We start from the raw sequence: 26,558 nt of genomic DNA, 5'->3' as shown, positions 1-26,558 counted from the left end.
TTACTGGGTCGTGCTGGGCAGCCAGAGCAGGCCGTCGGGCGAGGGGATCAGGCCGCCGTCGAACATCGGCGGCTCGGGTTCGGCGTCCTCGCCCAGCATCGCGGCGAGCTGCACCTTCGCGCCTTCCTTCATGCTCTCCTGCACCACGGGGGCGTTGAGCATGGCGGACCATTCGCCGTTGCCCCCGGACATGCCGCCCGCGGCGCTGGCGAACTGGTCGGACTGGGTCTGCAGGCGCTTGGCCAGGGCGTCCGCGTCGGTCAGCGCGTTCTCCCCGGACGACATCCCACCGACGAGGTCCACGAAGGACACCAGCTCGGAGTGGGTGTTCTGGGTGACCTTCTTGGCCTGCCAGAAGTAGGAGTTCTCGTCCTGGTGCATCTGGTAGAAGCTGACCAGGAACTCGTAGAAGACGCTGAACTCGCGGCGGTAGCGCGCCTCGAACTCCTGCATGGCCGCCTTCTCCTCGACGATCCCGGCCAGGCTGCTGTTGATCGACCGGGCGGCGAGCAGGGCGCCGTAGGTGGCCAGGTGCACGCCAGAGGAGAACACCGGGTCGACGAAGCACGCGGCGTCGCCGACGAGCATCATGCCGGGGCGCCAGAAGGTGGTGTGGTGGTAGGAGTAGTCCTTGCGTACCCGGATCTGGCCGTACTGCCCGGTGGTCACCCGCTGGGCGGGTGAGAGGAAGTCGGAGATCATCGGGCATTCGGCGATGAGTGCCTGCAGGGCCTTCTCCGGGTCGCCCTGGATCTTCTCGGCCATCTCCCGGCGCACGACCGCGCCGACGCTGGTCAGTTCGTCGCTGAGCGGGATGTACCAGAACCAGCCGCTGTCGAACGCGACGCACAGGATGTTGTAGCGGGTGGGTTCGGGCAGCCGCTTGCCGCCTTCGAAGTAGCCGAACAGGGCGAGGCTGCGGAAGAACTCGGAGTACACGCGGGTGCCGCCGACGCGCTGGTAGAGGCGGCTCTTGTTGCCGGAGGCGTCGACGACGAACTGGGCCAGCGCCTCACGTTCGGTGCCGTCGCTGTCGGTGTAACGGATGCCGGTCACCCGGTCGCCGTCCTCGATGACGTCACCGACCGAGCAGCCTTCGCGGACCTGCGCGCCGACCCGGCGTGCGTTGTCCAGCAGGATCTTGTCGAACTTGGACCGCTCAACCTGGTAGGCCGTGGACGTGGGGCCGGCCATCGTGGGCGAGACCGAGAAGGAGAACGTCCACGGCTGCGGGTTGGCGCCCCACCGGAAGGTGCCGCCCTTCTTCAACGGGAAACCCGCCTTGGCCAGTTCGTCCGCGGCACCGCTGAGCCGGCAGACACCGTGGATGGTGGAGGGCAGGAGTGATTCGCCGATCTGGTACCGGGGGAAGAACTCCTTTTCCAGTACGAGTACCGAGTGGCCCTGCTTGGCCACGAGTGCGGCCAGGGTGGAGCCGGCAGGTCCTCCGCCGACGACCACGACGTCGAACTGTTCGGTGGTGCTCATGCACGCTCTCCCATTCCTTGTTCGGCTTGCTTGTGCATCGGTGTGAGTCGGGCGGTCCACTCCCGCAGGACGGCCAATGTTGATTCCAGGAGGTGTTCGGTGACGTCCTGGACGCCCCGGGCCCGCCAGTGCGCCAGGCCGGTGCCGCGTACCCAGCGGTTGAAGGCACCCATCGCCGGTCCGCAGTACACGAGGTAGTCGACCTGCCGGGCGGGGTCGCCGTCGCGGGCCAGGTGCAGTCCCTCGTTGAGGTACCCCCGCACCACCCGGGCCAGTTCCTGGCGGGGGTCGTCGGGGCCGCCCGGTGGGGCGCCCCACCGCCGTACCGCTTCCGGGTAGGGGCGGCGCAGGTAGCGGGTCTCGATCTGGCGGCGGGTGTCCGCGTCGATGGCGTCCCAGGAGCCGTGGTGGCGCCACAGCCCGTAGAGGACGTTCGCCCGAGCGGGCAGCATGACGCCACGGCGGGCCACCCAGGCGCGTACCCCGAGTTCGAACATGTCCGGCCACGGGGCGGCCTCGACGTCCTGCACGTCCAGGGTGGTGAGGAGGTCCTTGACGTGGTCGCTGGTGGCGGCCTCCACGGTCGCCTGGTTGATCGAGCCGGTCAGCAGGAACTCGGCCCCGAGCAGCAGCGCGGCGGCCGCGGCCCGGGGTGTGCCGATCCCACCGGCGGCCCCGACGTGCACCCGCTCGGGATGGCTGGCGAGCTCGTCGCGCAGGGCCACGATGGCCGGTAGCAGCGTGGACAGGCTGCCCGGCCCGGCGATCCACCCGGCGTCCGCCTCGACGCACAGGTCGTCGGCGACCGGCCGGTCGGCGAGCCCGGCTTCGGCTGGTGACACGGCACCGGTGGCGCGCAGGTCGGCGACGATCCCGGCCGGCGGTGGGGTGAGGAACGCGGCGGCCACGTCGGTGCGGGACACCTTGGCCAGCACCCGCCCGCCCTTGAGTTTGAACTTCACCAGGGCCGGGGTGATGTGCGGGAAACCGGAGGCCTCCACCACGTCGACGCCCAGGCGCAGAAACTCGTCCACCAGGGCCAGTTCCTCGTCGGGGCGGCCGTGGCGGTAGAGCAGGTTGGCCGCGAGCGGTGTCTGCGCCCCGGACTCACGGGCCCGGGTCACCAGGTCCGCCGCCGCGGCGACGCTGGCCCCACCCGTTCCCACGACGCCGAGGGCGCCGGCCTTGGCGACCGCGCAGACGAACTCACCACCGGAGATCCCCCCGTACATCGAGCCGGTGACGTAGGCGTGGCGCAGCCCGTAGCGCCCCCGGAACGTCGCGGCCCCGGGTATCCAGGGCTGCGACACCACCACGGGGGACGGTGCTGGCGGGGGCGACTGCTCACCGCCGACATCGCCGCCCGCCACCCGCACCGTCACGGTCGCGGACGATGGTGGGGGCGACTCCACCGGGCGGGTCGCGGACGGCGGCGGGTAGGCGTTCGCCGCCGGGGCCGATGGTGGAGCGGGCGGGAGGGGATCGGCGGTGGAGCGGATCCGGTCGACCAGTTTGGTGAGGGTGCGGCCCGGACCCAGCTCCTGGAAGGTGAAGCCGGGTGCCTCACGCATCAGGTACCGCACGGTGTCCGACCAGCGCACCGGGCTGGCCAGCTGCCGGGCCAGCAGGTCCCGCACCCCGCCCGGCGGGTACGGCCGGGCGGTGGTGTTGGCGATGACCGGGATGCTCGGGTCGGCGAAGCGGAACCCGTCGAGGAAGCGGGCGAACTCCTGCGCGGCGGCGGCCATGTAGCGGGAGTGGAACGAGGCGCTGACGTTGAGCATCACCACCCGCCCGCCCCGGGCCCCGGCCGCCTCGCTCAGCAGCGCCAGCTGCTCGGCCGGTCCGGCCAGCGCGAACTGGTCGGGTGCGTTCTGGTTGGCCAGGTCCACCCCGGACAGGGCCGGGTCGGACAGGATCTCCTCGACGGCCGCCTGATCGCAGCCGATCACCGCGGCCATCGCGCCCGGGTCGGCGCTGCTCATCAGCTCACCCCGGCGACGTACCAGCCGCAGGCCGGTCTCGAAGTCGAACACCCCGGCCGCGAACAGCGCGGTGTACTCCCCCAGGCTGTGCCCGACCAGGTAGTCCGGGCGGTCCGGCTCGTCGGCCAGCCGCGCCAGGTGGCTCAGCGCCTCCACGACGTACAGGGCCGGCTGGGTGTACCGGGTCTCGCGCAGCCGCCCGTCGGGGTTTCGCAGGCACAACTCCTGCACCGAGTACCCGAGTACGGCGTCGGCCGCCGCGACCTCGTCGGGGAAGCGGTCGAACAGGTCCCGCCCCATGCCTTTGACCTGCGCCCCCTGCCCGGGGAACCCGAACACGACGGGGGTGCGGTGGGGTCCGGTCATGCCGACTCCGTCCTGCCTGCGCCGGGGCCGGTCGCGGTGCACCGACCTGATCGTCGAGATGACCCGAGGGTCCTGGTGGTACGGGCTGAGCAGGGCGTGCGACACCGACTCCGACTGCGGCGACAGGTTGGCGCGCACGAAGTTGTGCAGCGTCCCCGACGGACCGAGGTCCAGGTACAGGTAGGGGCCGCCGGACGCCTCAAGCGCGGCGATGGTGGTCGCGAACTCGATCGGGTCGCGGGCCAGCCGCCACAGGTGTTCGCGGGTGAACCGGTCCAGCCGGCCGCCGGTCGCGCACGAGATCACCGGCAGGCTGGGTGGCGCCAGCACCAACCCGTCCAGCAGCGGCTCGTAGGCGGCGCGGGCGCTGTCGATCCACCGGGAGTGGAACGGGTGGCGTACCGGGATGCGCTGGTGCAGCACGTCGGTGTCCCGCATCCACGCCTCGGCGACGGCCAGGCCCTCCGGTGGCCCCGCGACCACGAAGTGCTCGGCGTAGTTGCGCCCGGCCAACTCGGTGTGCTGGTGCAGCTGCGGGGTGCGGTGGAACAGCTCCTCCCCGGCCAGGACCGCGATCATGCCGCCGGGGTGGCCCTCGGTCACGGCACGGGCCTGGCCCACGAGCAGGCGCAGGCAGGACCGCTCGTCGATCACCCCGGCCAGGGTCGCGGCCGTGTACTCCCCCAGGCTCGACCCGAGCAGCAGGTCGGGCCGCACGTCGTGGGCGATGAGCGTCTCGGCGAGGGCCAGTTCCACCATGACGATCGCCGGGTGGGTCAGCCCGGTGTCGTCGAAGATCTCGCTGCGCGACCGGGCCGGGTCGTACATCGTCGCCAGCACGGAGCGGCCCGATTCCTGCAACACGATGTCGTCGAGGCGTTCCAGGGCGGCCCGGAAGACCGGTTCGGTGTCGAACAGCTCCCGCCCCATGTGGTGGTACTGGGAGCCCTGCCCGGAGAACATGAAGACCGTCGCAGCCCTCATCGGTACCGCCCCCAGAAGGTGGTCGTGCCGTTCGCGGCGGCCTCGACCGGTGGGGAGTCCACCGGCACCGGGCCGGCCGGTGGGGTCTGCGCCGACGCGGTGTCGGTCCGTGGGGTCTGCCCGGGGAAGAACCGGACAACCGGCCCCGGGGGTGCTGCGGCGGGCGCGGCCGGGCGCAGGTCGCGGCGGTGCAGTTCGGGCAGCGGCAGCGGGTCACGTCCCGCCGGCGCGGTGTCCGGTGGTGGGGTGAGGACCACGTGCACGTTGGTGCCCCCGTCAGCGAAGCAGTTCAGCGCCGCGACCAGCGGCGCGGCATCCCACGGCACGGCGCTGCGGTCGATGCGCAGGCCCGCGGCGGCCGTGTCCAGGTGCGGCATCGGCTGCTGACCGGACAGGAACGGCACCCGGGTGCGGTGGTGCAGCATCAGCACCAGCTTGATCAGCCCCGCGATCCCCTCGGCGGTCAGCGGATGGCCGATGTTCGGCTTGACCGACCCGATCGTGCACGGCGACCCCGCCGCCTCCTGCCGGTAGACGGCCTGGACCGCCTTGAGTTCAAGCAGGTCCGTGATGATGCTGCCGGAGGCGTTGGCCTCCACATGCGCCACCTGGTGCGGGGCCAGGCCACTGCGCTGCAGCGCCCGGCGCATGACCTCCTGCTGCAGGTGCAGGTTCGGGGTGGCCGGGCCGGCCGTGCGGCCGTCGTTGTTGACCGCCAGACCCCGCACGACCGCGTACACCCGGTCGCCGTCGGCCACCGCCCGCGCGTAGGACTTCACCAGGACGACACCGCCGCCCTCCCCCAGCACCAACCCGCCGCCCCGGGCGTCGAAGGCGTGGAAGCGCGGCTCGGCGCTGAGCAGCCCACGCTGGTCGAACACCCGGTGCGCCCGGTCGTCGGCCAGCAGGCTCACCCCAGCCACGAACGCGGCCTCCGCGTCCCCGGAGCGGATGGCCTGACCCGCCATCTCCAGGGCGACCAGCGACGACGAACAGGCGGTGTCCACCACCAGGCACGGCCCGTGCAGGTCGAAGAACTGCGACACGTTCGCCGCGAGGTAGTTCTGCCCCGTCACCATCACCGGATTCGGCACGCCGGCGAGGTCCTCCGCGCTGGGCTGGTGCTGGCTGCGACCCCCGACGTACACGGCGATCCGCCGGCCCTTGAGCTCCTGCGGCGGGTGGCCGGCGTGGTGCGCGGCGGTGAGGACCAGTTCCAGCAGCATCAGTGCCTGCGGGTCCATGGCCGCCGCGTCCCGGGCGGAGAGCAGGAACGCCTCCGGGTCGTAGCTGCGCCAGTCGTCGATCAGTCCCGCGTGGAAGGGCGTTGACCGGCCCCAACGATCCTCGGGTACGGCGGTGATGGCCGAACGGCCCTCGACCAGCAGCCGCCAGTAGGCGTCCAGGTCGGGTGCGCCCGGGAACCGGCAGGCCATGCCGACGATCGCGAGGTCGTCGGGGCGTGGCCCGTCGCCGCCGCGATCCCTGATCGTCGGGGCCTGGTTCTCCCCGATCGGCGAGGACCGCACGTCCGACGGTGCCGATCCCATCGCCGCCGAGGCGTCCGATTCGACGGTCGGGGAAGAGGCGTCCGATTCGATCGTCGCCGACGACGCGTCGGACACCACCGGCGCCGCTGATGCGTTGGACGCCACCAACCCGTCCGGGGCCGCCAGTGGGTCCGCCCCGACGGCGTCGTCCGTCCCGTACGCGCGGACCAGTTCGGTGGGGTGGCGCTGCGCGATCCAGGCCGCGAAGCCGTCCACGGTGGGGTTCTCGAACAGCGCCGACGGGTCGAGCTCGACCCCGAGGCGGCGGCCGACGCCCTGGATCACCTGTGCGACGAGGATCGAGTCGGTCCCGTAGTCGGACACCGGTGTGGCGCCGTCGAGCTGCTCGCGGCTGAAGCCCAGCTCGGCGGCCAGATCACCGAGCATCGCCGAGGTCAGGGCGGCGACCGCCCCGGCCGTATCGACGCCCTCGACGGGCTTGACGACCGGGTCCGACCGAACCGGACCGGGATCAGCGGCGGCGGACTGCGCGGCGGCCGTGGCCACCGGACCCGCTACCGGAGCCGGGGACGCTGCCGCTGCTGGGGTCGGGGTCGGCTGGGTGATGCGGTCGGCGGTCCAGGTCGGGTCGGTGACCACGGCGGGCAGCACCACCCGGTGACCGGCCGCCACCGCCCGGTCAAGCAGATCCAGTCCGTCGCGGTCGCGCAACGTCGCCAGGCCGGTGCCACGGTAGGTCGCGGTCGTGGCCTCGCCCATCCCGGTGTCCTTCCAGCTGGGCCACTGGATGCTCACGATCGGCAGGCCGAACGGCCGGGCCTGGGCCAGGTAGTCGAGGTAGGCGTTGGCCATGGCGTAGTCGCTCTGCCCGGACGCCAACGCCGGGGACACGGCGGCGACCGACGAGAACAGCAGGGCGAAGCGCAGCGGCTCCTCCCGCAGGTTCTCGACGAGGGCGTCGATGCCGTCGACCTTCGGCGCGAGCACGGCCCGGATAGGGTCGAGCGGCTTGTGGATGAACGCCGGATGCTCGAAGTCGGTGGTTCCGGCGCTGTGCACGAGAGCGCCGATCGGACCCAGGGTGGCCCGCACGTGGCGGACCGCCTCGGCCACCCGCTCCGGCTGGTCCAGCGGCACGGCCAGCACCTCCACCCGCGCACCCCGGCTTTCCAGGTCCGCGACGGCGCGAACGAGGCGGCCCTGGGCGCCCTGGTCAGCGCTGCGCGCCGGCCACTGGGTGCGCGGCGGCAGCGGGGTGCGTCCGCTGAGGACAACCCGCCGGACCCCGTGCGTTTCGACCAAGTGGCGGGCGGTCAGCAGACCGATGCCACGGGTGCCACCGGTGACCCACAGGACGTGGTCGGCCGGGAAGTCTGCGAACAGGGACGGCCCGGTTTCATCGGACGTCGGGCGCAGGACGGCACGGTCCCGCGCCGCACCCCGCACGCGAACCTCCACGGCGTCACCCCGGTCGCCGAGCTCAACCCGGACGGCGTCGGCCACGGCCGGGTCAGTGGCGGTCGCCGCGACGTCGAGGTGCCGCGAGCGGACGTGCCGGTACTCGGCGCCGAGCATCCGGTACAGGCCGACCCGCTCCGCACCGGCGAGGCTGGAGGTGACCCCGTCGGGGGCCTCCAGGCCACGGGTGACCAGCAGGAGGGTGAGCGGGCGGGACCGGTCCGCCACGGTCGCCTGCAACCACGGCAGCCACCCGTCCAGCGGTTCGCGGGCACCGCCAGCGCAGCCGGCGAGGTCCACGACCGCGTCGAAGGCCGGACCGGTACCACGATCGGCCGGTGAACCGACGTCCACCAGTTCCGCGCCGGGCAGCCGCGCGGCCAGCACCTCGGCGGTCGTCCGGGTGGCCGGGGTGGCCAGCACCGCGATGCGGCGCGGCAGGTCACCCAGCTCGGTCGGGGCCGGTGCCCAGTCCTTCACCAGCAGCGTCCGGCGCGCGAACGAGGGGCCGGCGCCGACCGCGGCGAGTTCGGCGTCCGCGGTGGCTAGCCAGACCCTCTCGCCGCCGAGCAGCAGGCCGGGCAGGTCCACCCGCACGGGCGCGACGACGTACCGGGCCCGCCAGTCGACCCGGGCGCCCTTGGTCCAGGCGTCGGCGAGGCCAGCCGTACCGGTGGTCGTTTCTGTGTCGGGATCCAGGGCGGGGCCGGGCCGGCGAGGGTCGCAGTGACCAGTCCAGGTGCGTTCCTGCGGGGTGCCGGCGGCGAAGTGGTGCAGGGCCCGCGCCACGGCGGCGGTGTCGTCGGCCTCGACGGCCAGCCGGTGTGCCATCGCCTCCCGGCCCACCTGCAGGGTGAAACAGAGGGCGTCGAGGTCGACGTCGGCGCCCTCACCGTCGAGGTGCTCGGCCAGCCGGCGGGCGTAGCCGCGCAGTTGCTGCGCGGACGGGGCCGACAGGACGGCGAGCGTGCCGGCGCCGGGGTGACGGCGGGCGGGTGGCCGGGGCGCGGCGACGTACTCCTGCACCACCAGGTGCGCGTTGGTGCCGCCGGCGCCGAAGGAGCTGATCCCGGCGGTGCGGGGCCGGGGCTTCCCGTCCGGGCCCACCGGAGTCGGCCACGGCGCGAGTTCCCGCTGCACACTCACCCCGGCCGCGGCCACGTCGAGCGCCGGGTTGAGTTCGGTGGAGTGCAGCGAGGGCACCAGCTCGCGGTGCTGGAACTGCAGCAGGACCTTGGCCACGGCCGCGGCGCCGGCCGCCGACTCGGCGTGGCCGATGTTGGACTTCACCGAGCCGATCGGCAACGGCCGGTCCGCGGGCCGGCGTCCGCCGATGGCCTGCGCCAACCCGGCCATCTCGACCGCGTCGCCCAGCGAGGTGCCGGTGCCGTGCGCCTCCAGGTAGTCCAGGTCGGCCGGGTCCACACCGGCCCGCCGCAGGGCCTGCGCGATCAGTTCGCCCTGCGCCTTCGGGTTCGGCACCGAGTACCCGTTACCGGAGCCGCCGTGGTTGACCGTGGAGGACTTCACCACGGCGAGGATGCGGTCACCGTCGGCCTCGGCCGCGCTGCGGCGCTTGAGCAGGACCGCGCCGGTGCCCTCGGCGGGCACGTAGCCGTCGCCGCCAGGGCCGAAGCTGCGGCAGCGCCCGTCGGTGGACAGGAACCCACGCTGGGCCAGTTGCAGGTACTTGACCGGGTGGCTGGAGATGTTCACCCCGCCGGCCACCGCCGTGTCGCAGTCGCCGTTGCGGATGGCCAGGCACGCCTGGTGGATGGTGACCAGCGACGAGGAGCACATCGTGTCCAGGCCGACGCTGGGGCCGTGGAAGTCGAAGAAGTACGACACCCGGTTGGCGACGGAGGCGTAGGACGACGAGGTGGCGATGCCCTCGCCGCGCAGCGCCGCCTGCACCCCGTAGAGCTGGTAGTGGCCGTACATCATGCCGACGAAGACACCGGTGCGGCTGCCGCGCAGCTGCTCCCGTGGGTAGCCGGCGTTCTCCAGCAGCTGCCACACGGTCTGCAGGAACACCCGCTCCTGCGGGTCGACGTGTTCAGCCTCCACCTGCGACATGCGGAAGAAGAGGGGGTCGAAGCGGTCGGCGTCGCGCAGGAAACCTCCCCACCGGCTGTAGCTGCGACCCAGGCGGCCCTTCTGCGGGTCGAAGAACGCGTCCGCGCGCCACCGTTCGGCGGGGATCTCCTCGATGCAGTCGCGGCCGGCGCGCAGGTTGCGCCAGAACTCCCGCAGGTCGTCGGCCTGCGGATACCGGCCGGCGATGCCGATGATGACGATGTCGTCGTCGTCATCGGGCTGCGGCGGCGTTGCCGCCGGGGTGGTGGTGACAACGGCATCCCGCCCCGGCAGCTCGGCGCTGATCGCGGCGGTGGTCTGCGTGGTGGCGGGTGCGACGAGCCGGGTGCCGCCGTGCCGGGCGACCAGCACCCTGGCCAGGTCCTCGACGGTCTGGTGCTCGAAGAACAGGGTCTTGGGCAGGGAACCCAGGCGGGACTCCAGGCTCCGGGTCAACGCCACGATCATCAGGGAGTCCAGGCCGTACCGCTCCAGGGGTTCGGTGGGCGGCAGTTCGGCCGCCGGCAGTCCCAGCTCGGCCGCGACAACCCCGATGAGGTACTCCGCGACCCGGTCGGTGTCCGTGTCGTCGGCGCCATCCGGTGGTGGGGCGACCCGGTCCGGGGCAGGGATCTGCTCGGCGGGGGCGGCGCCGTTGAGGGCGCGCAGGATGCGCTCGCTGTCGCCGACGGCCAGCACCAACCGGGCGGCGTCCGTGGCGAGCGCGGCGTCGAGGGCGTCGAAGGCAGGCCCGCTGGGCAGCGGATGCAGACCCAGTTCGGTGGCCGCCCATTCGCGGACCGCCGGGTCGGCCTGCATGCCGCCGTCGGCCCACAACGGCCAGTCGACGCAGAGGGTGCGTCCGCGCCGCAGCCCGGCGATGCGCTGCTGTTCCCGGCCCACCGCGAAGTGGTCCAGGTAGGCGGCGGCGTAGGCGTAGTCGACCTGACCGAGCCCGGGCAGCACGGAGGCGATCGAGGAGAACACCACCAGGTACGCCAGGTCATCGCCAACGGTCTGCTCATCCAGCAGCCGCAGCCCGGTCACCTTCGCCTCAAGTACGGCGTCGATGTCGGCGGCGGACCGACCGGCGAGCAGCCCCGGGCGCAGTACCCCGGCGGCGTGCACCACACCGGTGATCGGCCCGAACCGGTGCCGCACGTCGGTGAGGGCGGCCCGAAGCGAGGCCCGGTCGGCGACGTCGGCCCGCACGTGGTCGACGTGCGCGCCGCCGGCGGTCAGTTCACCGATGCGGGCAGCGGCGTCGGGGCCCGGGTCGGTGCGGCTGAGCAGCACGACAGTGGCCCCGGGGTGGCGGGCGATGCGCGCGGCGACGCCGAGCCCGAGGGCGCCGGTGCCGCCGACCACGAGGTGGACGCCGGGTCGGGCCAGCGGCGTCGGTTCGACCGGCAGGCCGGTGCGGCGCCAGGCCGGCTGGTAGCGCTGCCCGGCCTGGTCGATGCGCACCTCGGCGACACCACGGCCGTTCAGCTCCCGGGCGACCGCATCGGCCACGGCGTCGGCAGCGGCGTCGGGTACGGCGAGCACGCTGAGCCGCAGCCGGGGGTTCTCGGCGGCGAGCGAACGGGCGAAGCCGGTCATGGCGGCGTCGGCAGGGTCGGCGGCGTTACCCGGTGCCAGGTAGAGCCAGCGCAGTGGCTGGGTGCGCGCGTGCCACTGCGCGGCGATGGTGATGGCGGTGCGCAGCCCGGGGCCGGAACCGTCGGCGGTGCCGGCGCCCCACTGCACCACCCGGTGCGGTGCCGGCCCGCCCGCCGCCTCGGCGAGGGTGGCGGTGAGAGCCCCCCGGGCCGCTTCCGTGCCGTCGAGTCCGGCGCAGGTCAGGGTGGTGGTGCCTGCGGCGAGCCGGTCGGCCAGGGCTGAGCCGGCCGGGAACCCGACGAGGACCGTGGTGCCGCCCTGCGGCTCGGAAAGGGCGCCGTCACCCGGTGTGCTGGGTGCGGGCGTCCACAGTGGCGCGAAGGCCAGGACGCGGCCGTCCCGAGGCGGGGCGGTCTGCGGCCGCAGGGCGAAGCCCTCGACCCGGCCGAACACCGCGCCGTCGGGTCCGGCGAGGCTGATGTCGCAGACCAGTGACCCGGCGCCGCCGGGGCGGCGCACCGCGTGGGCGGACCAGGACTGCGGAAGCGGCCCGGTCAGCCACACCCGGTCAACGCTGAAGGGCAGGTGCGCGGGCTGGTCGGTCCGCCCACCGGACACCAACCGGCCGGCTACCTGCAGCGCGGTGTCCACGGCCGCGGCCATGAGCACGTCGGCGTCGGCGTCGCCGTCCTGCTCGACACCACCGGGGCGGGTCAGCCGGGCGATGGCCTCGCTGTCACCCTGCGCGATCTCCCGCACGAGCCGGAAGGTGGGTCCGTAGTCGAAGCCGACGGCCTCGAACTGTGCGTAGCAGGCGGCCTCGTCAACCCGGTCCGGGCAGCGGGCGGTCACCGCGTCGAGGTCCACGCGCGGAAGCTGCGGCGGCGGGGTGGACGACAGGGTGCCGGTCGCGTGCGGCACCCCGGTCAGCACATCACGCAGTTCGAAGGTGAGCTGACCGGCGGCGTCGCGCCGCACCGCGACGCGGATCCGAGTCGCGGTGCCCGCACCGGCCAGGCGCACGGGGGCACCCCACACGATGTCCTCGACGCAGAGCACCGGCCGCTGCGGGTCGGCCAGCAGGCCGGCGCGCCGAGCCATGGCGATCTGCACGGCTCCGGGCAGGACCGGGCTGCCGGCGACCACGTGGTCACGCAGGAACGGCTCCTGTCCGGTCAACTCCTTGTCGAAGGCGACACCGTCCAGGGTGGACACGTTGGAGTCCAGCAGCGCCATTGTGTTGGTGACCTGGGCTGCGGGCCGCCCGCCGGAGACGGAACGCACCCAGTGGCGGGTGCGGGCGAACGGGTACGCCGGCAGGTGCACCCGGCGGCCGGACCCGACAGCCGCGCTGAGGTCCACGTCCTCGCCGCGAACCCACCGCTCGGCTATGTCCCGGTGCTCGGTGCCGCCACCGGCGACGACGACCCCGGAGGCGGCCGCACCACCCGGGGTGGCCAGGTGCCGTCGCAGGGCGTCGGCGCAGGTGGCGAGGCCGTCGGCGAGCACGGCGAGGCGGTGTTCCCACGCCTCCCGACCCACGTACAGGGTGAACGCCACGTCGCCGGGGTCCAGCTCTGGGTGCGCGGGCAGGTGGCTGGCCAACCGCTCGGCGGTGGCCCGCAGGGCCTCGGGGGTGCGGGCCGACAGCACGTACAGCCTGTTCCTGTCGGTGGTGGCCGGTGCGGGGGTCGCGGGCGGGGCCTCCTCCACGACCACGTGGGCATTGGCGCCGCCGAAGCCGAAGGAGCTCACCCCGGCCCGCCGGGGGCGGGCCGCACCGTCCGGGCCCAGCGGCGCCGGCCAGTCCGTGGCCCGCTCAACCACCCGCAACGGGCCATCGTCCAGCGGCAGGTATGGGTTGGCCTCGTGGAAGTGCAGGGTCGCTGGGATCGTGTGATGCCGCAACGCCAGCAGCGCCTTGAGCAGCCCGGCGACACCGGCGGCCGCCTCCAGGTGGCCGATGTTCGTCTTGACCGACCCGATGCCGATCGCCCCGGCCGGCGCCGGCCGACCCGACTGCGCGAACAACGTCTCGAACGCCGAACGCAGACCGGTCACCTCGATCGGGTCGCCGAGCGCCGTACCGGTGCCGTGGGTCTCGATGTAGCCGACGGTCGCCGGGTCGGTGCCGGCCGCGTGGTGGGCGGCCAGCACCACGGCGGCCTGGGCGTCCGGGTTGGGTGCGGTGAGCGACGTGGTGCGGCCACTGTGGTTGATCGCGGTGCCCTTGATGACACCGAGGACGGCGTCCCCGTCGGCCTGGGCCGCCGCGTTCGGCTTGAGCACCACCACGCCGACGCCCTCACCACGCACGTAACCGTCGGCGGCGCTGTCGAAGGCCTTGCAACGCCCCTCGGGGCTGAGCATCTCGCTCTGGCTGAGTGCCAGGTACACCGACGGGCTGAGGATCAGGCTGACCCCACCGGCGATGGCGAGGTCGCAGTCACCCAGGTGCAGGGCTGCGACGGCCTCGTGCACAGCGGTGAGCGACCCGGAGCAGGCGGTGTCCACGGCCACGCTGGGCCCGCGCAGATCCAGCAGGTAGGAGACCCGGTTGGGCACGATCGACAGGGCCGCCCCGGTGAGGGTGTGCGGCTCGGGGGTCCGCCCGGCGGCCCGCTGGACCTCCGGGTAGTCGGTGTTGGTCACCGCCAGGAACACCCCGACACGCCGGCCGGCGAGGTCGGACGGGCGGTAACCGGCGTGTTCGACGGCGCTCCACACCGCCTCCAGCACCAAGCGCTGCTGCGGGTCCATGAGCTCGGCCTCACGGGGCGAGATGCCGAAGAACGCGGCGTCGAAGCGGTCCACGTCCGGGGCGAAACCACCCCAGCGCGACCGCGACGCCGGGCGACCCTCCCGCCCGTCGAACGACCGCCAGTCCCACCGGTCCGTGGGGATCTCCGTCACCAGGTCGTCACCGGCCAGCAGGTGCGCCCAGAAGGTGTCCAGGTCGGCCGAGCCGGGCAGGCGGGCGGCGGCGCCGATCACCGCGACGTCCCGGTCCGCACCCGTCGGTGCCGGGAGCGCCGTCAACCCGGGCTGCGCGTGCGCGCCCACGGCCGGTTCGGGCAGCCGGGCGACGCCGTAGGCCGCCTCCACAGCCGTGCGGTGCTGCTGGGTGAGGTAGCGGGCCAGTGTGGTCACGGTGCCGTGCTGGTAGAAGACCGTCGGGCGCACCTCGACACCCAGGCGGCGGGACAGGTCGGCGCCGAGGGCGGTGAAACCGACGGAGCTGAGCCCCAACTCCCCCAGCGGGGTCCGCACACCGATGCGGGCCGGGTCAAGGCCGGTCAGGTTGGCGACCTGCGCGGCCAGCCCCGCCACCAGCGGGTCCGCGTGCTGGTCGCGGTGCGTCGCCGGGGCGGGCGCGGCGGCGTCCACGCCCCAGGTGGTACGGACCTCCGCAACGGTGAGACCGGTGAGGGCCTTGCGGTCGACCTTGCCGTTGAGGGTCAGCGGGAACGCGCGGACCGCGACGATCGCGTGCGGAACCATGTACTCGGGCAACCAGCTGCGCAGATCCTCGGCGGCCGGTGCTGAGGCGCCCGGGTCGAGCGTGACGCAGCCCAGCAGCAGGTGACCGTCCACACCACGTGGCTGGGCGACCACGACTGCCGCGCGTACTCCCGGCTGGCGGCGCAGCGCCTCCTCGATCTCCTCCAGCTCGATGCGGAAACCGCGCACCTTGACCTGCGCGTCGAGGCGGGTGAGGTACTCCAGGTCACCCTCGGGCCGTGCCCGCACCAGGTCACCCGTGCGGTAGAGCAGTCCGGGGCCGAAGGGGTCCGGCACGAACCGTTGCGCGGTCAGCTCAGGCAGGCCACGGTAGCCGCGCGCCAACCCGTCACCACCGATGTACAGCTCCCCTGGTACCCCGGGCGGCACCAGCTGGCGGGACTCGTCCAGCACCAGCAGACGGGTGTTGGCGATCGCGGTACCGATGGTGACGCGCTGCCCAGGTTCGAGCCGGCGGGCACTGGACCAGATCGTCGTCTCGGTCGGCCCGTACACGTTCCACACCTCACCGGCCCGGGCCAGCAGCGCGGCCGCGGTGTCCGGGTCGAGGGCCTCCCCACCACACAGGATGCGCAGTTGGGGATCACCCTCCCAGCCGGCCGCCAGCAGCATCCGCCAGGTCGCCGGGGTCGCCTGCACGATCGTCGCCCGACCCGGGGTCAGTTCCCGGCACAGCCGGACGCCGTCGCGGGCGATCTCGTCCGGCACGATCTCGACCGTGCCGCCGCTGATCAGCGGCAGGAACAGCTCCAGACCGGCGATGTCGAAGCAGATCGTGGTGAGGGCCAGCAGACGCTCACCCGGGCCGCATCCGGGTTCGCGGGCCATCGACGTCAACAGGTTCGTCAGGGCCCGGTGCGGGATCTCCACACCCTTGGGCCGGCCGGTGGAACCGGACGTGTAGATGACGTAGGCGAGGTCGTCAGGGCCGACTGTGGGCTCCTGCGGCGTACCGGCGGCGGTCAGGTCGTCGGTGCCCCAGCGGGCGACCGGGACACCAGCCGCCCGCAGCGCCGCGACCGCGTCCGCGTCGGCGTGCTCGTCGGCGCCGACCAGCAGCAGGTTCAGCCCGGCGTCGCGGGCCATGTAGGTGAGCCGCTCCGGCGGGTACATCGGGTCCAGCGGCACGTACGCGGCGCCGCAGCGCAGGATCGCCAGCAGCGCCACCGGCAGGTCGGCGGTACGTGGCAGGAGCACACCGACGGTGTCACCGGTGCCGATCCCCCGGGCCAGCAGCCCGGCCGAGGCGGTAGCCACGCGGGCAGCGAGTTCGGCGTAGGTGAGGCTGCCGTGCGCGTCCACGACGGCCACCGCGTCCGGGGTGTCCGTGCTGCGGGCGCGCACCAGATCCCAGGTGGTGTGCTCACGGGGATAGTCCTGCGGGTTGCCCGCCAACGCCCGGCGCAGCTCGGCCCCGGTGAGCAGATCGAGGCCGCCGACCGGGCGCTCCGGCTCGGCCAGGGCGGCGCGCAGCAGCGTGCGGTAGTGCCCCATGAACCGCTCGATGGTGTCCGGGTCGAACAGCTCCGGCGCGTACTTGACGCAGCAGCGGGCCCCGGAGGCCTCCTCGACGACTTCGAGGGTGAGGTCGAACTCGCCTTCCTGGTGCACTCCCGCCACCGCGTCCAGCAGCTGCCGGCCCGCGCTGTCGGTGCTCACCCAGTTCTGGAAGTAGAAGGCGAGCCGGAACACCTCACCCGCCTGACCCGGCTCTCGCCGGGCACGCTCCTGAACCAGGCTCAGGTACGGGTACGCGCTGTGCTCGACCCCGTCAACGACCGTGCGGTGCAACTGCCGCACCAGGGCCCGGAACCCGTCCTGCGCCCGCACCTGGTGCGCCAACGGGATCATGTTCATGAAGTACCCGATGACGTCGTTGAACCCGGTCGGCGGCCGACCAGCGGCGGGAACACCGACCACGACGTGCGGCTGCTGGCTGTAGCGGGACACCACGGCGACGTACGCGGCCAGGTACACCGTGAACCGCGAGGTGTTCTCGGCCGCCGCCAGTGCCCGCACCGCGTCGGCGACATCAGCGTCGATGCGGTCCTCGTGACTGTCGCCGTGGAAGCTCGGCACGCTCGGGCGGGGCCGGTCCAGCGGCAACTGGGTGGGCGCCGGCACGTCGGCCAGCCGGTCCAGCCAGAAGCCGCGCAAACGCTCGGCCTGCGGCCCGGTCAGCAACTCCTGCTGCCAGTCCACGAAGTCCTGGTAGCGCTTCGGCGGCGCCGGCACGTGCGGGCGGCGCCCGGCCACCACGTCCGCATAGGCCCGCTCGACGTCACGCAGGAACAGCGGGATGGACAGGCCGTCGAAGACGATGTGGTGGAACGTCACCAGCAGCGCCGACCGGCCGTCGTCGAGGGTGAACACGTCGGCCCGCAGCAGCGGGGCGGCGGCCAGATCGAACGGCCGGCGGACCTCGGCGCGCATCCGCTCACGCAGCACGTCCTCACCACCGTCGAGCAGGGTGTGACGCAGCGGCACGTCGCAGCTCCCGACAACCTCCACCACCGGCCCGTCGTCGGTCTCGACGATCCGGCTGCGCAGCGCCGCGTGCGCCGCGACGACCACCCGCAGCGCGGCACGCAGGACCGGCACGTCGGTTCCGGCCGCCAACCACAGCGCGAGCGGCAGGTTGTAGGCGTAGTTGCCGGGGGCGAGCTGCTCCAGGATCCACAGGGCCCGCTGCCCCTGCGCCAGGGGATGCCGGCGGGTCGGCTCCACCATCAGGTCCAGCGGGATCGGCAGGACCGTGGCCGGGCGGGTAGCGGGTACGGCCGGGGTGCTCACAGCGTGCGCGACCGGGGCCGGGTCGGCTGGCGCCGGGGTGACCGCGTCGGCGAAGTGCTCGGCGAGCAGGTGGACCGTGGGGTTCTCGAACAACGTGCTCAGCCGCACCGGCACACCGAGCCGCTCCTCGATCGCGGCGGCCACCTTGATGCCGTTGAGCGAGTCGAAGCCGTAGTCCGCCAGCGGGCGGTCGGCGTCCAACGTCTCGTCGAGGCGCAACGTGGCGGCCACGACGTCGCGGATCTCGGCGACAAGGTCCACGCGCTCGGGCTCAGGCGGCCGGATTGCCGCAGGCAGGACCGCCACGGGTTCGGCTGGTGCGGGCACGGACTGCGCCACGGGTCGCGGGGTGCCCTGCGCCACCAGGACGCCGTCGCTGCGTCCGACCACGACGCTCTGGCCGAGGTCACGGCCGTCCCAGTGCCCGCGCACGGCACGGACCTGCTCGAAGCCGGCCTCCCACAGCAGCTGACGCCAGGTGTCGCGTTCCACCAGCGGAGAGTCGACGATGCGCAGGGACGGGTCGTCGAAACGCCACCATCCTTCGAGGACCCCGCCGCACAGCGTGACGATCTCGCGAACCGCAATCAGCTCGTTGAGCAGCAGCCACCCACCGGGCCGCAGCAGGGTCTTCGCCCGGCGCAGCGTCTCGCGCAGGTCACGCGTCGCGTGCACCACGTTCGTGGCCACGACCACGTCGGCGCTGCCGACCACGAAGCCCTGCTGCGCCGGCTCCCGTTCCAGATCGAGCACCTTGAAGCGGGCGAAGGGGTACGTGGCGGCGAACCGCTCGGCGCCGTGCTCCAGGAACCGGGAGGAGACGTCGGTGACGTGGTAGCGGACCCGGGCCGCGTGCGGCGCCAGTACCGGCAGCAGCACCTCGGTGGTGGCACCGGTGCCGGCGCCGAGTTCCACCACCTGGAAGGGACGGTCCGCGCTGTCCTCGACAGCGGCCCAGGCGTCCACGAGTCCGGCGAGCGCGTCGCGCAGGACCTGGTTGAACGAGTCGGTGAGGGCGTTGCCCCGGTAGAAGTTCTGCACCAGCCGCATGGACGAGCCCGGGAACATGATCTCGGTGGCGTTGACCTCGCCACGCAGGATCTCGGGGTAGGAACGCAGGAACAGCCGGGTCAGGGTCACCGTCGGTTCCACCTCCGGGAACTGACGGATCAGCTCGTCACAGCCGGCCTCCGCGGCGGCGACGTCGGCCGCGCCGATCGCCTCGACACCCGGCAGGGTGGCGATGGCCGCACCGTCGCGGGTCAGCAGGCCGGCGTCGGCCAGGATCCCCGCCAACGCGGCGTGCAGCCGGACGAACCGGTCGGAGATGCCCAGCGAACGCCGCAGGTCCTCCAACTGGTAGCGCTCCCCGGCGCGGTGGAAGGCGCCGAGGCGCCGGTAGGCGTCCAGCAGCAGCGGGACAGTCAGCTGTCCCAGCTGCTCGTGCGCGGTGAGCACGTCACCGGCCGCCGGGGTGGCCCGGTGGCTGCTGCGGCCCGGGTCGGCGGTGCCCAGCCGGGCCGGCCGCGCCGCCGTGACACTGCCCCGCCCGGCGGGGGTCACCCCGAGCGTCGCCTCCGCCGACGGGTGGGCCCGCAGGACCAGTACCTGCGGCACGGCGTTGCCGAGGACCCGGTCGATCGCGTCCAGGCCCTCCTCAAGCCCGATCGGCTCGATACCGAGGGCTGCGAACACACCCTCCAGGCCGGGGCGGGCCCCGGAGCCGACCGGACCCCAGTACCCCCAGTTGACGACGCTCACCGGGAGACGGCCGTCCTGGCGCAGGTGCCGACCGAGGGCGTCCTCGACCGCGCACCCGGCGATGTAGGCGCCGTTGCCGGCGGTGCCGCCGAACGAACCGACGGAGGAGAACAGCGTCAGGAAGTCCAACGACCGCCCAGCCACCGCCTCCACTAGGCGGTTCACACCCTCGGTCTTCACCGCGACCAGGGCGCGCACGGCGTCGTCGTCGGTCTGGGCCAGCATCCGGTCGTCGAAGGCCATCGCGGCGTGCACGACCCCGTGCAGGTCACCGAACCGGTCGAGCGCCACCCGCACCACCCGGTCGGCGGTGTCCCCGCTGGCGATGTCGCCCTGCACGTGGACCACCTCACCGCCGGCGGCCACGATCTGCGCGACGGTGTCGCGGGCGTCCGGGGACAGCGGCCCCCGGCTGAGCCAGACGAGCCGGGCCTGGTGCCGGCGGGCCAACCGGAGGCTGAGGGCCTGCCCGATGCCCCCGGTACCGCCGACGATGAGGTAGCTGCCCCGGTCACGGAACACCGGTTCGGGAGGCGCCAACTCGACCTCGGCCAACTGGCGCAGATAGCGGTGCTTACGACGCAGCACGACGGCGCGGCCCGTGGTGTCGCAGCTTTCGGCCACGATCGCGGCGGCCACCCGCCGCACACCGGCCGGGTCCGGCAGCTCGGCGGATGCGACGTCCACGCAGACACCCTGCAGCCCCGGTACCTCCTTCGGCGCCACCTGCATGATCCCGTGTAGAGCGGCGGCGAACGGGTCACCACTGCCGCCGCTGTCGAGATCCACCACATCGGCGGTGACGACCCGTACCTGTAGCGTGCCGCCGGTCGATTCTTCGGCCCGTTGCCGGATCAGCCGCAGCAGGCTGGACAGGCCGCAGGCGAACGGATCCCGCCGCGCCCGCTCGTCGGCGCGCAGCCGGACGCCGCCGAGGTGATAGACGCGGTCCACGGTCGGGTCGAGCGGGCCGTCGACGGGGACGATGCGCACCCGGTCGTGCGGGTGGTGCGCCGCGATCGCGTCGGCGAGGTCCCGGGCCCCGTCCGGGGCGAGGATCAGCACCTGCTGTGGGTCGGCCACCGGCCGGGTTGTCAAGATCGCCTCAGCCGGCTGCCACACCGGCCGGTAGTAGCGCAGGTCAGCGCCGCCACCCGCCACGAACGGCGCCCCGGAACCGTACGACGCTGCGCGGGACGACGGCGCTGCGGAACCGGACGAGGCTGCGGCGGCGGACCCGGACTGGGCCGTGGAGCCGGGCGACGTCGCGAGCGCCGGTGCGGATGGTGGCTCGGCGATCCAGTAGCGCTGGCCGCCGAACGGGTAGGTCGGCAACGGGATCCGGCGGGCGGGCCGGCCGGCCCGCAGCTGGGACCAGTCGAGGTCGACGCCCTCGACCCACAGCGCACCGGCGGCGGCCAGGTCCGCCTCGGCGTGGACGCGGCGGCGTCGCTCCTGCTGCGCCGCCGAGGGCTCGCCGACCGAGTGTTCCAGGTGTCCGGTGTGGATGTCCGGGTCCTGGTCGCCGTCGGCCCACCGGGTCAGGCGCCGGGCGGCGTCGGCGACGTCCTCAGCCACGAACGCCAGCCGGTGCGCCATCGCCGTGCGGCCAGTCTGCAGGGTGTGCGCGACGTCAGCCAGAACAGTCCCGGCGGGCGTTGGCACCGCCTGGTCCGGGCCGACGTGTGCGGCGACCTCGGTCAGGGGGCAGCCAGCCAGGACCGCCTCGGCCGCGGCCGGCCCGGCCGAGGGGCGCAGCCGGTCAGCCAGGGTGACCAGATCAGCCAGGTCGAATCCGCAGCTGGCGAGGTCAACGTCGACATCCACATCGTGCGGGTCGACGCCGAGCACGGCTGCGGCCTCGGCCCGGCACAGCGCCAACCGCTCGGCCGCCGCCGGGTCCGCCACCGGCTGCGGGGCGGCGTCACGCCCGGTCAGGTGGTCGGCCAGCCTGCGGGCGACCTCCACCAGCTGCGTCGCGGTCCGGGCCGACAGCACGACAAGTTCCGGCCCGGACGCGGACTCGGCCGGCGATCCATCGGCGGCGGGGCGGTACTCCTCGATGACGATGTGCGCGTTCGCGCCGCCACCACCGAACGAGCTGATGCCCGCCCGGCGCGACCCGTCGGCCGGCTTCGGCCAGGGCCGCGCCTCGCGGACCAGCTCGACCGGGGCCTGGTCGAAGTCGATGTGCGGGTTGGGCTCGTCCGCGTGCAGGGACGGCGCGATCATGTCGTGGCGCAGCTGCATCAGCACCTTGGTCAGCCCGGCGATGCCGGCGGCGGACTCCAGGTGACCGATCGCGGACTTCGCCGAACCGATCGCGCACCGGCGAGCGCCCCTGTCCGGCCCGACCGGCCCACCCAACGCCTCGGTCAGGGCCCGGATCTCCAGCGGGTCACCCAGCGCGGTGCCCGTCCCGTGGGTCTCCAGGTAGCTCAGCGTCGCCGGGTCGACCCGGGCCTGCCGCAACGCGGCGGTGATCACCTCGGTCTGGGCGGTGGCACTGGGCACGGTGTATCCGCTGGTACGCCCGCCGGAGTTGATCGCCGAACCCAGGATCACCGCGTCGATGCGGTCGCCGTCGGCCACCGCGCGGCGCAACGGTTTGAGCAGCACGGCGCCGACGCCCTCACCATCAACGAAGCCGTCCGCACCCGCCCCGAAGCTGCGGCAGACACTCCCCCGCGAGATCATGCCCCGCTCGGAGAGGCCGCGCAGATGCGACGGGTCGAGGATGAGGTTGACGCCGCCGGCCAGGGCCACGTCACACTCCCCGGCCCGCAGACTCTGGCAGGCCAGGTGCACGGCGGTCAGCGACGCCGAGCAGGCGGTGTCCACGGCGACGCTCGGCCCGCGCAGGTCGAGCGTGAACGACACCCGGTTCGCCACCGACCAGTGGCTGCTGCGGGCCTGCGTCTGCACACCCAGCGCGTCGGCCCGGCCGGCCATCCACTCGTAGTCGTTGTTCATGACCCCGGCGAACACGCCGACCCGGCTCGTGCGGGCGAGCGCGGCTGGCGGGTATCCGGCATCCTCGAACGTCGCCCACGCCGTCTGCAGGAACAGCCGCTCCTGCGGATCCATCGCCTCGGCCTGCTCCGGAGCGATCTGGAAGAACAGCGGGTCGAACAGGTCGACGCCGTCGAGGAAGCCGGCCCACTTGCTGTAACTGCGGCCCCGGCCGGCCGGGTCGTAGTGCGCGTCGGCGTCCCACCGCTGCGCGGGGACCTCCCGGATGCAGTCGCGCCCCGCCAGCAGGTTCCGCCAGAACTGATCCGGGGAATCGGCCAAGGGGTAACGGCCGGCGAGCCCGATGACGGCGATGCCCTCGGGGGCCTGCGCGGTCGCGGTGACCCGCCGCAGCAGGTTCAGCAGCAGCGCGCGCTGGTCGTCCATGTGGAGGTCTCCCGGTTTCTGGTGGTGACGTGGTTCGGGTCGGTGCTGCGCGGGTCGTCAGTGCGGCTCGGTGTGCTGCGCCAGGGCGGATCGGGCCCGGCGGGACATCCGCGCGGTCGCGGCCGGCGGATCGTCGTCCGCGTCGGCCGGGGAGAGCCCGAGCAGGCCGGCGAGGTTGCGCATGAACTCGTCCACCGTCGGGTACTCCACGAAGCTCGACGACGGCACGTCAAAGCCGATCTCGTCGCTGAGCCGCGCCACGATCTCGATCAGCAGCAGCGAGTCGAGTCCGAGTTCGAAGAGGTTCGCCTGCGGATCGACCTCGTCGTCGCCGATGGCGTGGGCGATCTCACCGGTGACGAAGCCGCCGATGAGGTCGAGCTTGGCGTCGTCGTCGAGTTCGGAGAGCTGGTCGGCCAGGCGGGTGCGTTCCGGCTGCGGCTCGGCGGTGTGGGCCGGGTCGATCCAGAAGGTCCGGTGCTCGAACGGCTGGGCCGGAAGCGGTACCCGCCGCACGGGACGGCCGGCGTGCACCGCCGTCCAGTCGATCGGCACGCCGGCCGTCCACGCCCGAGCCACCACGTCGAGCAGGTGCGCGATGCCGATCGGCTGACCGTCGGCGGGCAGCAGCCGTACCCGCAGTGTGGAGGTTTCCTGGGTTGGTGTTTCGCCGGCCCGCACACCCCACGCCCGCAGGACCGCGGCGGTGGCCTGGGCCACGGCGCGGGTGGACTCCTCGTCCTCGCCGAAGGACCGGCCGGGCAGCGCTTCGGTGAGGGACTGCGCGAAGCCGGGCACGTGTTCGCGCAGCGCGGCGACGTGCCCGCTCAGGCCACCGGCGGGCGCGGTGACGGGCTCAAACACCACGGTGGGCGGCTGTGCGCCGGCGCTGCCGGAGCGAACCCGGTCACCGCCCAGGGCCAGGGCCATGGCCGCGTCGCGCCGGTCGTTGGCCACCACAGCCAGGCGCAGCGGCTGCTCGCGGCGGCCCAGCGCCAGGGTCTGCGCGACCGCCGCGAGATCCAGCTGGTCGTTCTGGCGCAGGTGCCGGGCGACGTCACCGGCGTAGCGGCCCAGACCATCCTCGGAGCGGGCGGAGAGCACCACCAGTTCCGCCGGGCGGTCCGCCGGTGCCTGCGGGCGTGGCGGGGCCTGCTCCAGCACCACGTGGGCGTTGGTGCCGCCGATGCCGAAGGAGCTCACGCCGGCGCGCAGCGGCCCGTCGGCGGTCCAGTCCCGGCATTCGGTGTTGACCGCGAACGGGCCACCGGCGAAGTCGATCTCCGGGTTGGCCGTCTCGAAGTGCAGGCTCGGCACCAGCGTGCGGTGCTCCAGCATGAGCACCGTCTTGATGAAACCAGCCATGCCGGCGGCGGTGTCCAGGTGGCCCATGTTCGTCTTCACCGTGCCCAGGGCGCACGGGGCGCTGCGGTCGGTGCCCGGGCCGAACACCTCGGTCAGGGCGGCGACCTCGATCGGGTCGCCCATCGGTGTGCCGGTGCCGTGCGCCTCCACATAGGAGATGGTGTCGGCCGGGCAGCCCGCCGCGGCCTGCGCGTCGGCGATGACCGCGGCCTGACCGGCGACGCTCGGCGCGGTGTACCCGGTCTTGCCGGCGCCGTCGTTGTTGATCGCCGTTCCCTTGAGGACGGCGTGCACCCAGTCGCCGGCCTCCAGCGCGTCGCCGAGGCGGCGCAGCAGCACCACACCGGTGCCGCTGCTGATGATGGTGCCCTGGGCCTTGGCGTCGAACGCCCGGCAGTGCCCGTCAGGGGAGAAGATCATGCCTTCCTGGTACAGGTGGCCAGACACCTGCGGCACGCGCAGATGCGAGGCGCCCACCAGGGCCAGGTCGCAGTCGCCGGCCAGCAGGCTCAGCGCGGCGAGGTGGATCGCGACCAGGGACGTCGAGCAGGCCGTGTTGACGCTCACGCTCGGCCCGTTCAGACCCAGCTTGTACGACGCCCGGGTGGCCAGGAAGTCCTTGTCGCTGGCGAGCATCAGCCGGTAGTGGTCGACCGACGACGCGGTGCGGAACCGCTCGGCCAGGTTGTGCAGCGCGTAGTTGTTGAGCCCGACCCCGGCGTAGACGCCGACCCGCCCGACCGACGCCGCGTCGGGGTCACGGTCGTAGCCGGCGTGCTGCAGCGCCTCCACCGCACACTCCAGGAAGTGCCGCTGCTGCGGGTCGATGATCTCCGCCTCGTCGCGCGGCACCCGGAACAGGTCCGCGTCGAACTGCGCCACGTCCGGGCGCACATGCCCGGCCTTGACGTAGTTGACGTCGGCGATCAGCGCCGGGTCCGCTCCGGCGGCCAGCAGTTCCTCGTCGGTGAAGTAGGTCAGCGACTCGTGCCCGGCGACGAGGTTGCGCCACAGGGCCCACGGCGAGTCCGCGTCCGGGAAGCGGCACGCCATCCCGATGACGGCGATGTCTGAGTCGTTGTACTGGTTTGACACTGCGGTACTCCTCAGTTGAGCCGGATGCCCATGTCAGCGGCGACCGCGCGCATGTCCAGGAACTGGCGGGCGACGAATCGGGCAGCGTCGGGCTCGGCGTCCAGGCGCTGGAAAATGTCGATCAGGGTCTGCTCGTGGTCGGCCGGTTCGCCCTCACCGGCGGCGATGGCGAGTACGACGCGCCGCAGCGACGACTCGACGTCGACCAGGTCGAGGGTGCGCGGGAACTTGATGCTGAAGGTGCTGCGGTCGTAGTCCTTGTTGCGTCGTACGGAGCGGACGTGGCTGGCCGCGTTGAGCTTGTAGAACATGCAGCCGTAGTTCTTGAACGAGTAGTAGTTCAACAGCGGCAGCAGCTTGCAGTGGGTCTCCAGTGGGGAACTCTGGTAGAGACCCTTCGCCTTGAGCTCCGAGATCATCGTGTCCGGGTCGTACTCGTGGCGGGTCGCGATGAACGGGAACACGATCTTGGGCAGGTCGCGGTCCTCGGCGAACAGCAGATCCTCGATGTCACCACGGAACAGTTCGTCGGTCAGCCGCTCACCGAACACCCGGTAGAACCCCCGCACCACCTCGCGGACATTCGACTCCATGGTCAGGATCTGCTGCGGGTCGGCGCACAGGATGATGTACGGGATGCGTTCGCGGTAGGCGCGGATGATCGCGCGAATGACGAAGAACGTGCGGCAGGAGACGCACGGCAGCTTCTCGTCGAGGTACTTGCCGGGCTTCTCGACCGGCCGGTTGAACACCTCCCGCATCATCCGGGTGATGCCGGCGTCATCGGAGTCGAGCACGAACGTGGCCGGGATGCGCTCGCGGGCCAGCTCCAGGTTCTGCGCGGCGTGCTCACTTTCGAACGGGATGTCGAAGGTGTAGGCCATCACCCGCTTGCCCTCGCTGACGAAGCGGTCCAGCATCCACGTGCTGTCCTTGCCACCGCTGTACATGAACAGGCAGTCGAACTCGCCGCGCGGGTTCGGGCCGGAACGGCGAAACTCCTGATACACCTCGTTGGTGTACCGGTAGTTGGTCAGCAGTTCCTCGGCCGCGTCGAGGCGGCAGAGGCTGCACAGACCGTCCGGCCCGAACTCGACCCCGGGGTGCTCCTCCGACAGCGAGCACCCACCGCAGTACCTCATCTGGTTCTCCT

At 72.9% G+C, this 26,558-nt stretch carries 5 protein-coding genes; all 5 read right to left on the bottom strand.

The window, feature by feature from the left end; genetic code table 11:
* The 5 genes from AB0367_RS33475 to AB0367_RS33455 are packed head-to-tail and all read right to left on the bottom strand — an operon-like array spanning window position 1 to window position 26,547.
* Window positions 1-1,488 (bottom strand): tryptophan 7-halogenase, encoded by a 1,488-nt coding sequence (locus AB0367_RS33475; RefSeq protein WP_366230496.1) that lies wholly within the window; start codon window positions 1,486-1,488, stop codon window positions 1-3.
* Complete coding sequence (fabD, locus tag AB0367_RS33470; RefSeq protein WP_366230495.1) at window positions 1,485-4,823, bottom strand: ACP S-malonyltransferase; 3,339 nt, start codon at window positions 4,821-4,823, stop codon at window positions 1,485-1,487. The genes AB0367_RS33475 and fabD overlap by 4 nt, the downstream gene beginning before the upstream one ends.
* Window positions 4,820-22,945, bottom strand: a complete 18,126-nt coding sequence (locus AB0367_RS33465; RefSeq protein ID WP_366230494.1) for an amino acid adenylation domain-containing protein — start codon at window positions 22,943-22,945, stop codon at window positions 4,820-4,822. The genes fabD and AB0367_RS33465 overlap by 4 nt, the downstream gene beginning before the upstream one ends.
* Before the next feature lie 57 nt (window positions 22,946-23,002).
* Window positions 23,003-25,405: a beta-ketoacyl synthase N-terminal-like domain-containing protein gene (locus tag AB0367_RS33460; protein WP_366230493.1), complete on the bottom strand. Its 2,403-nt coding sequence runs from the start codon at window positions 25,403-25,405 to the stop codon at window positions 23,003-23,005.
* A gap of 11 nt (window positions 25,406-25,416) precedes the next feature.
* Window positions 25,417-26,547 (bottom strand): hypothetical protein, encoded by a 1,131-nt coding sequence (locus AB0367_RS33455; protein WP_366230492.1) that lies wholly within the window; start codon window positions 26,545-26,547, stop codon window positions 25,417-25,419.
* Between the last annotated feature and the right edge of the window lie 11 nt (window positions 26,548-26,558).

This window comes from Dactylosporangium sp. NPDC051484 (genome assembly GCF_040689395.1).
GTDB lineage: Bacteria > Actinomycetota > Actinomycetes > Mycobacteriales > Micromonosporaceae > Dactylosporangium.
Note: the sequence above shows the minus strand (reverse complement) of the source record. Positions and strands in the feature narration are given on the sequence as shown.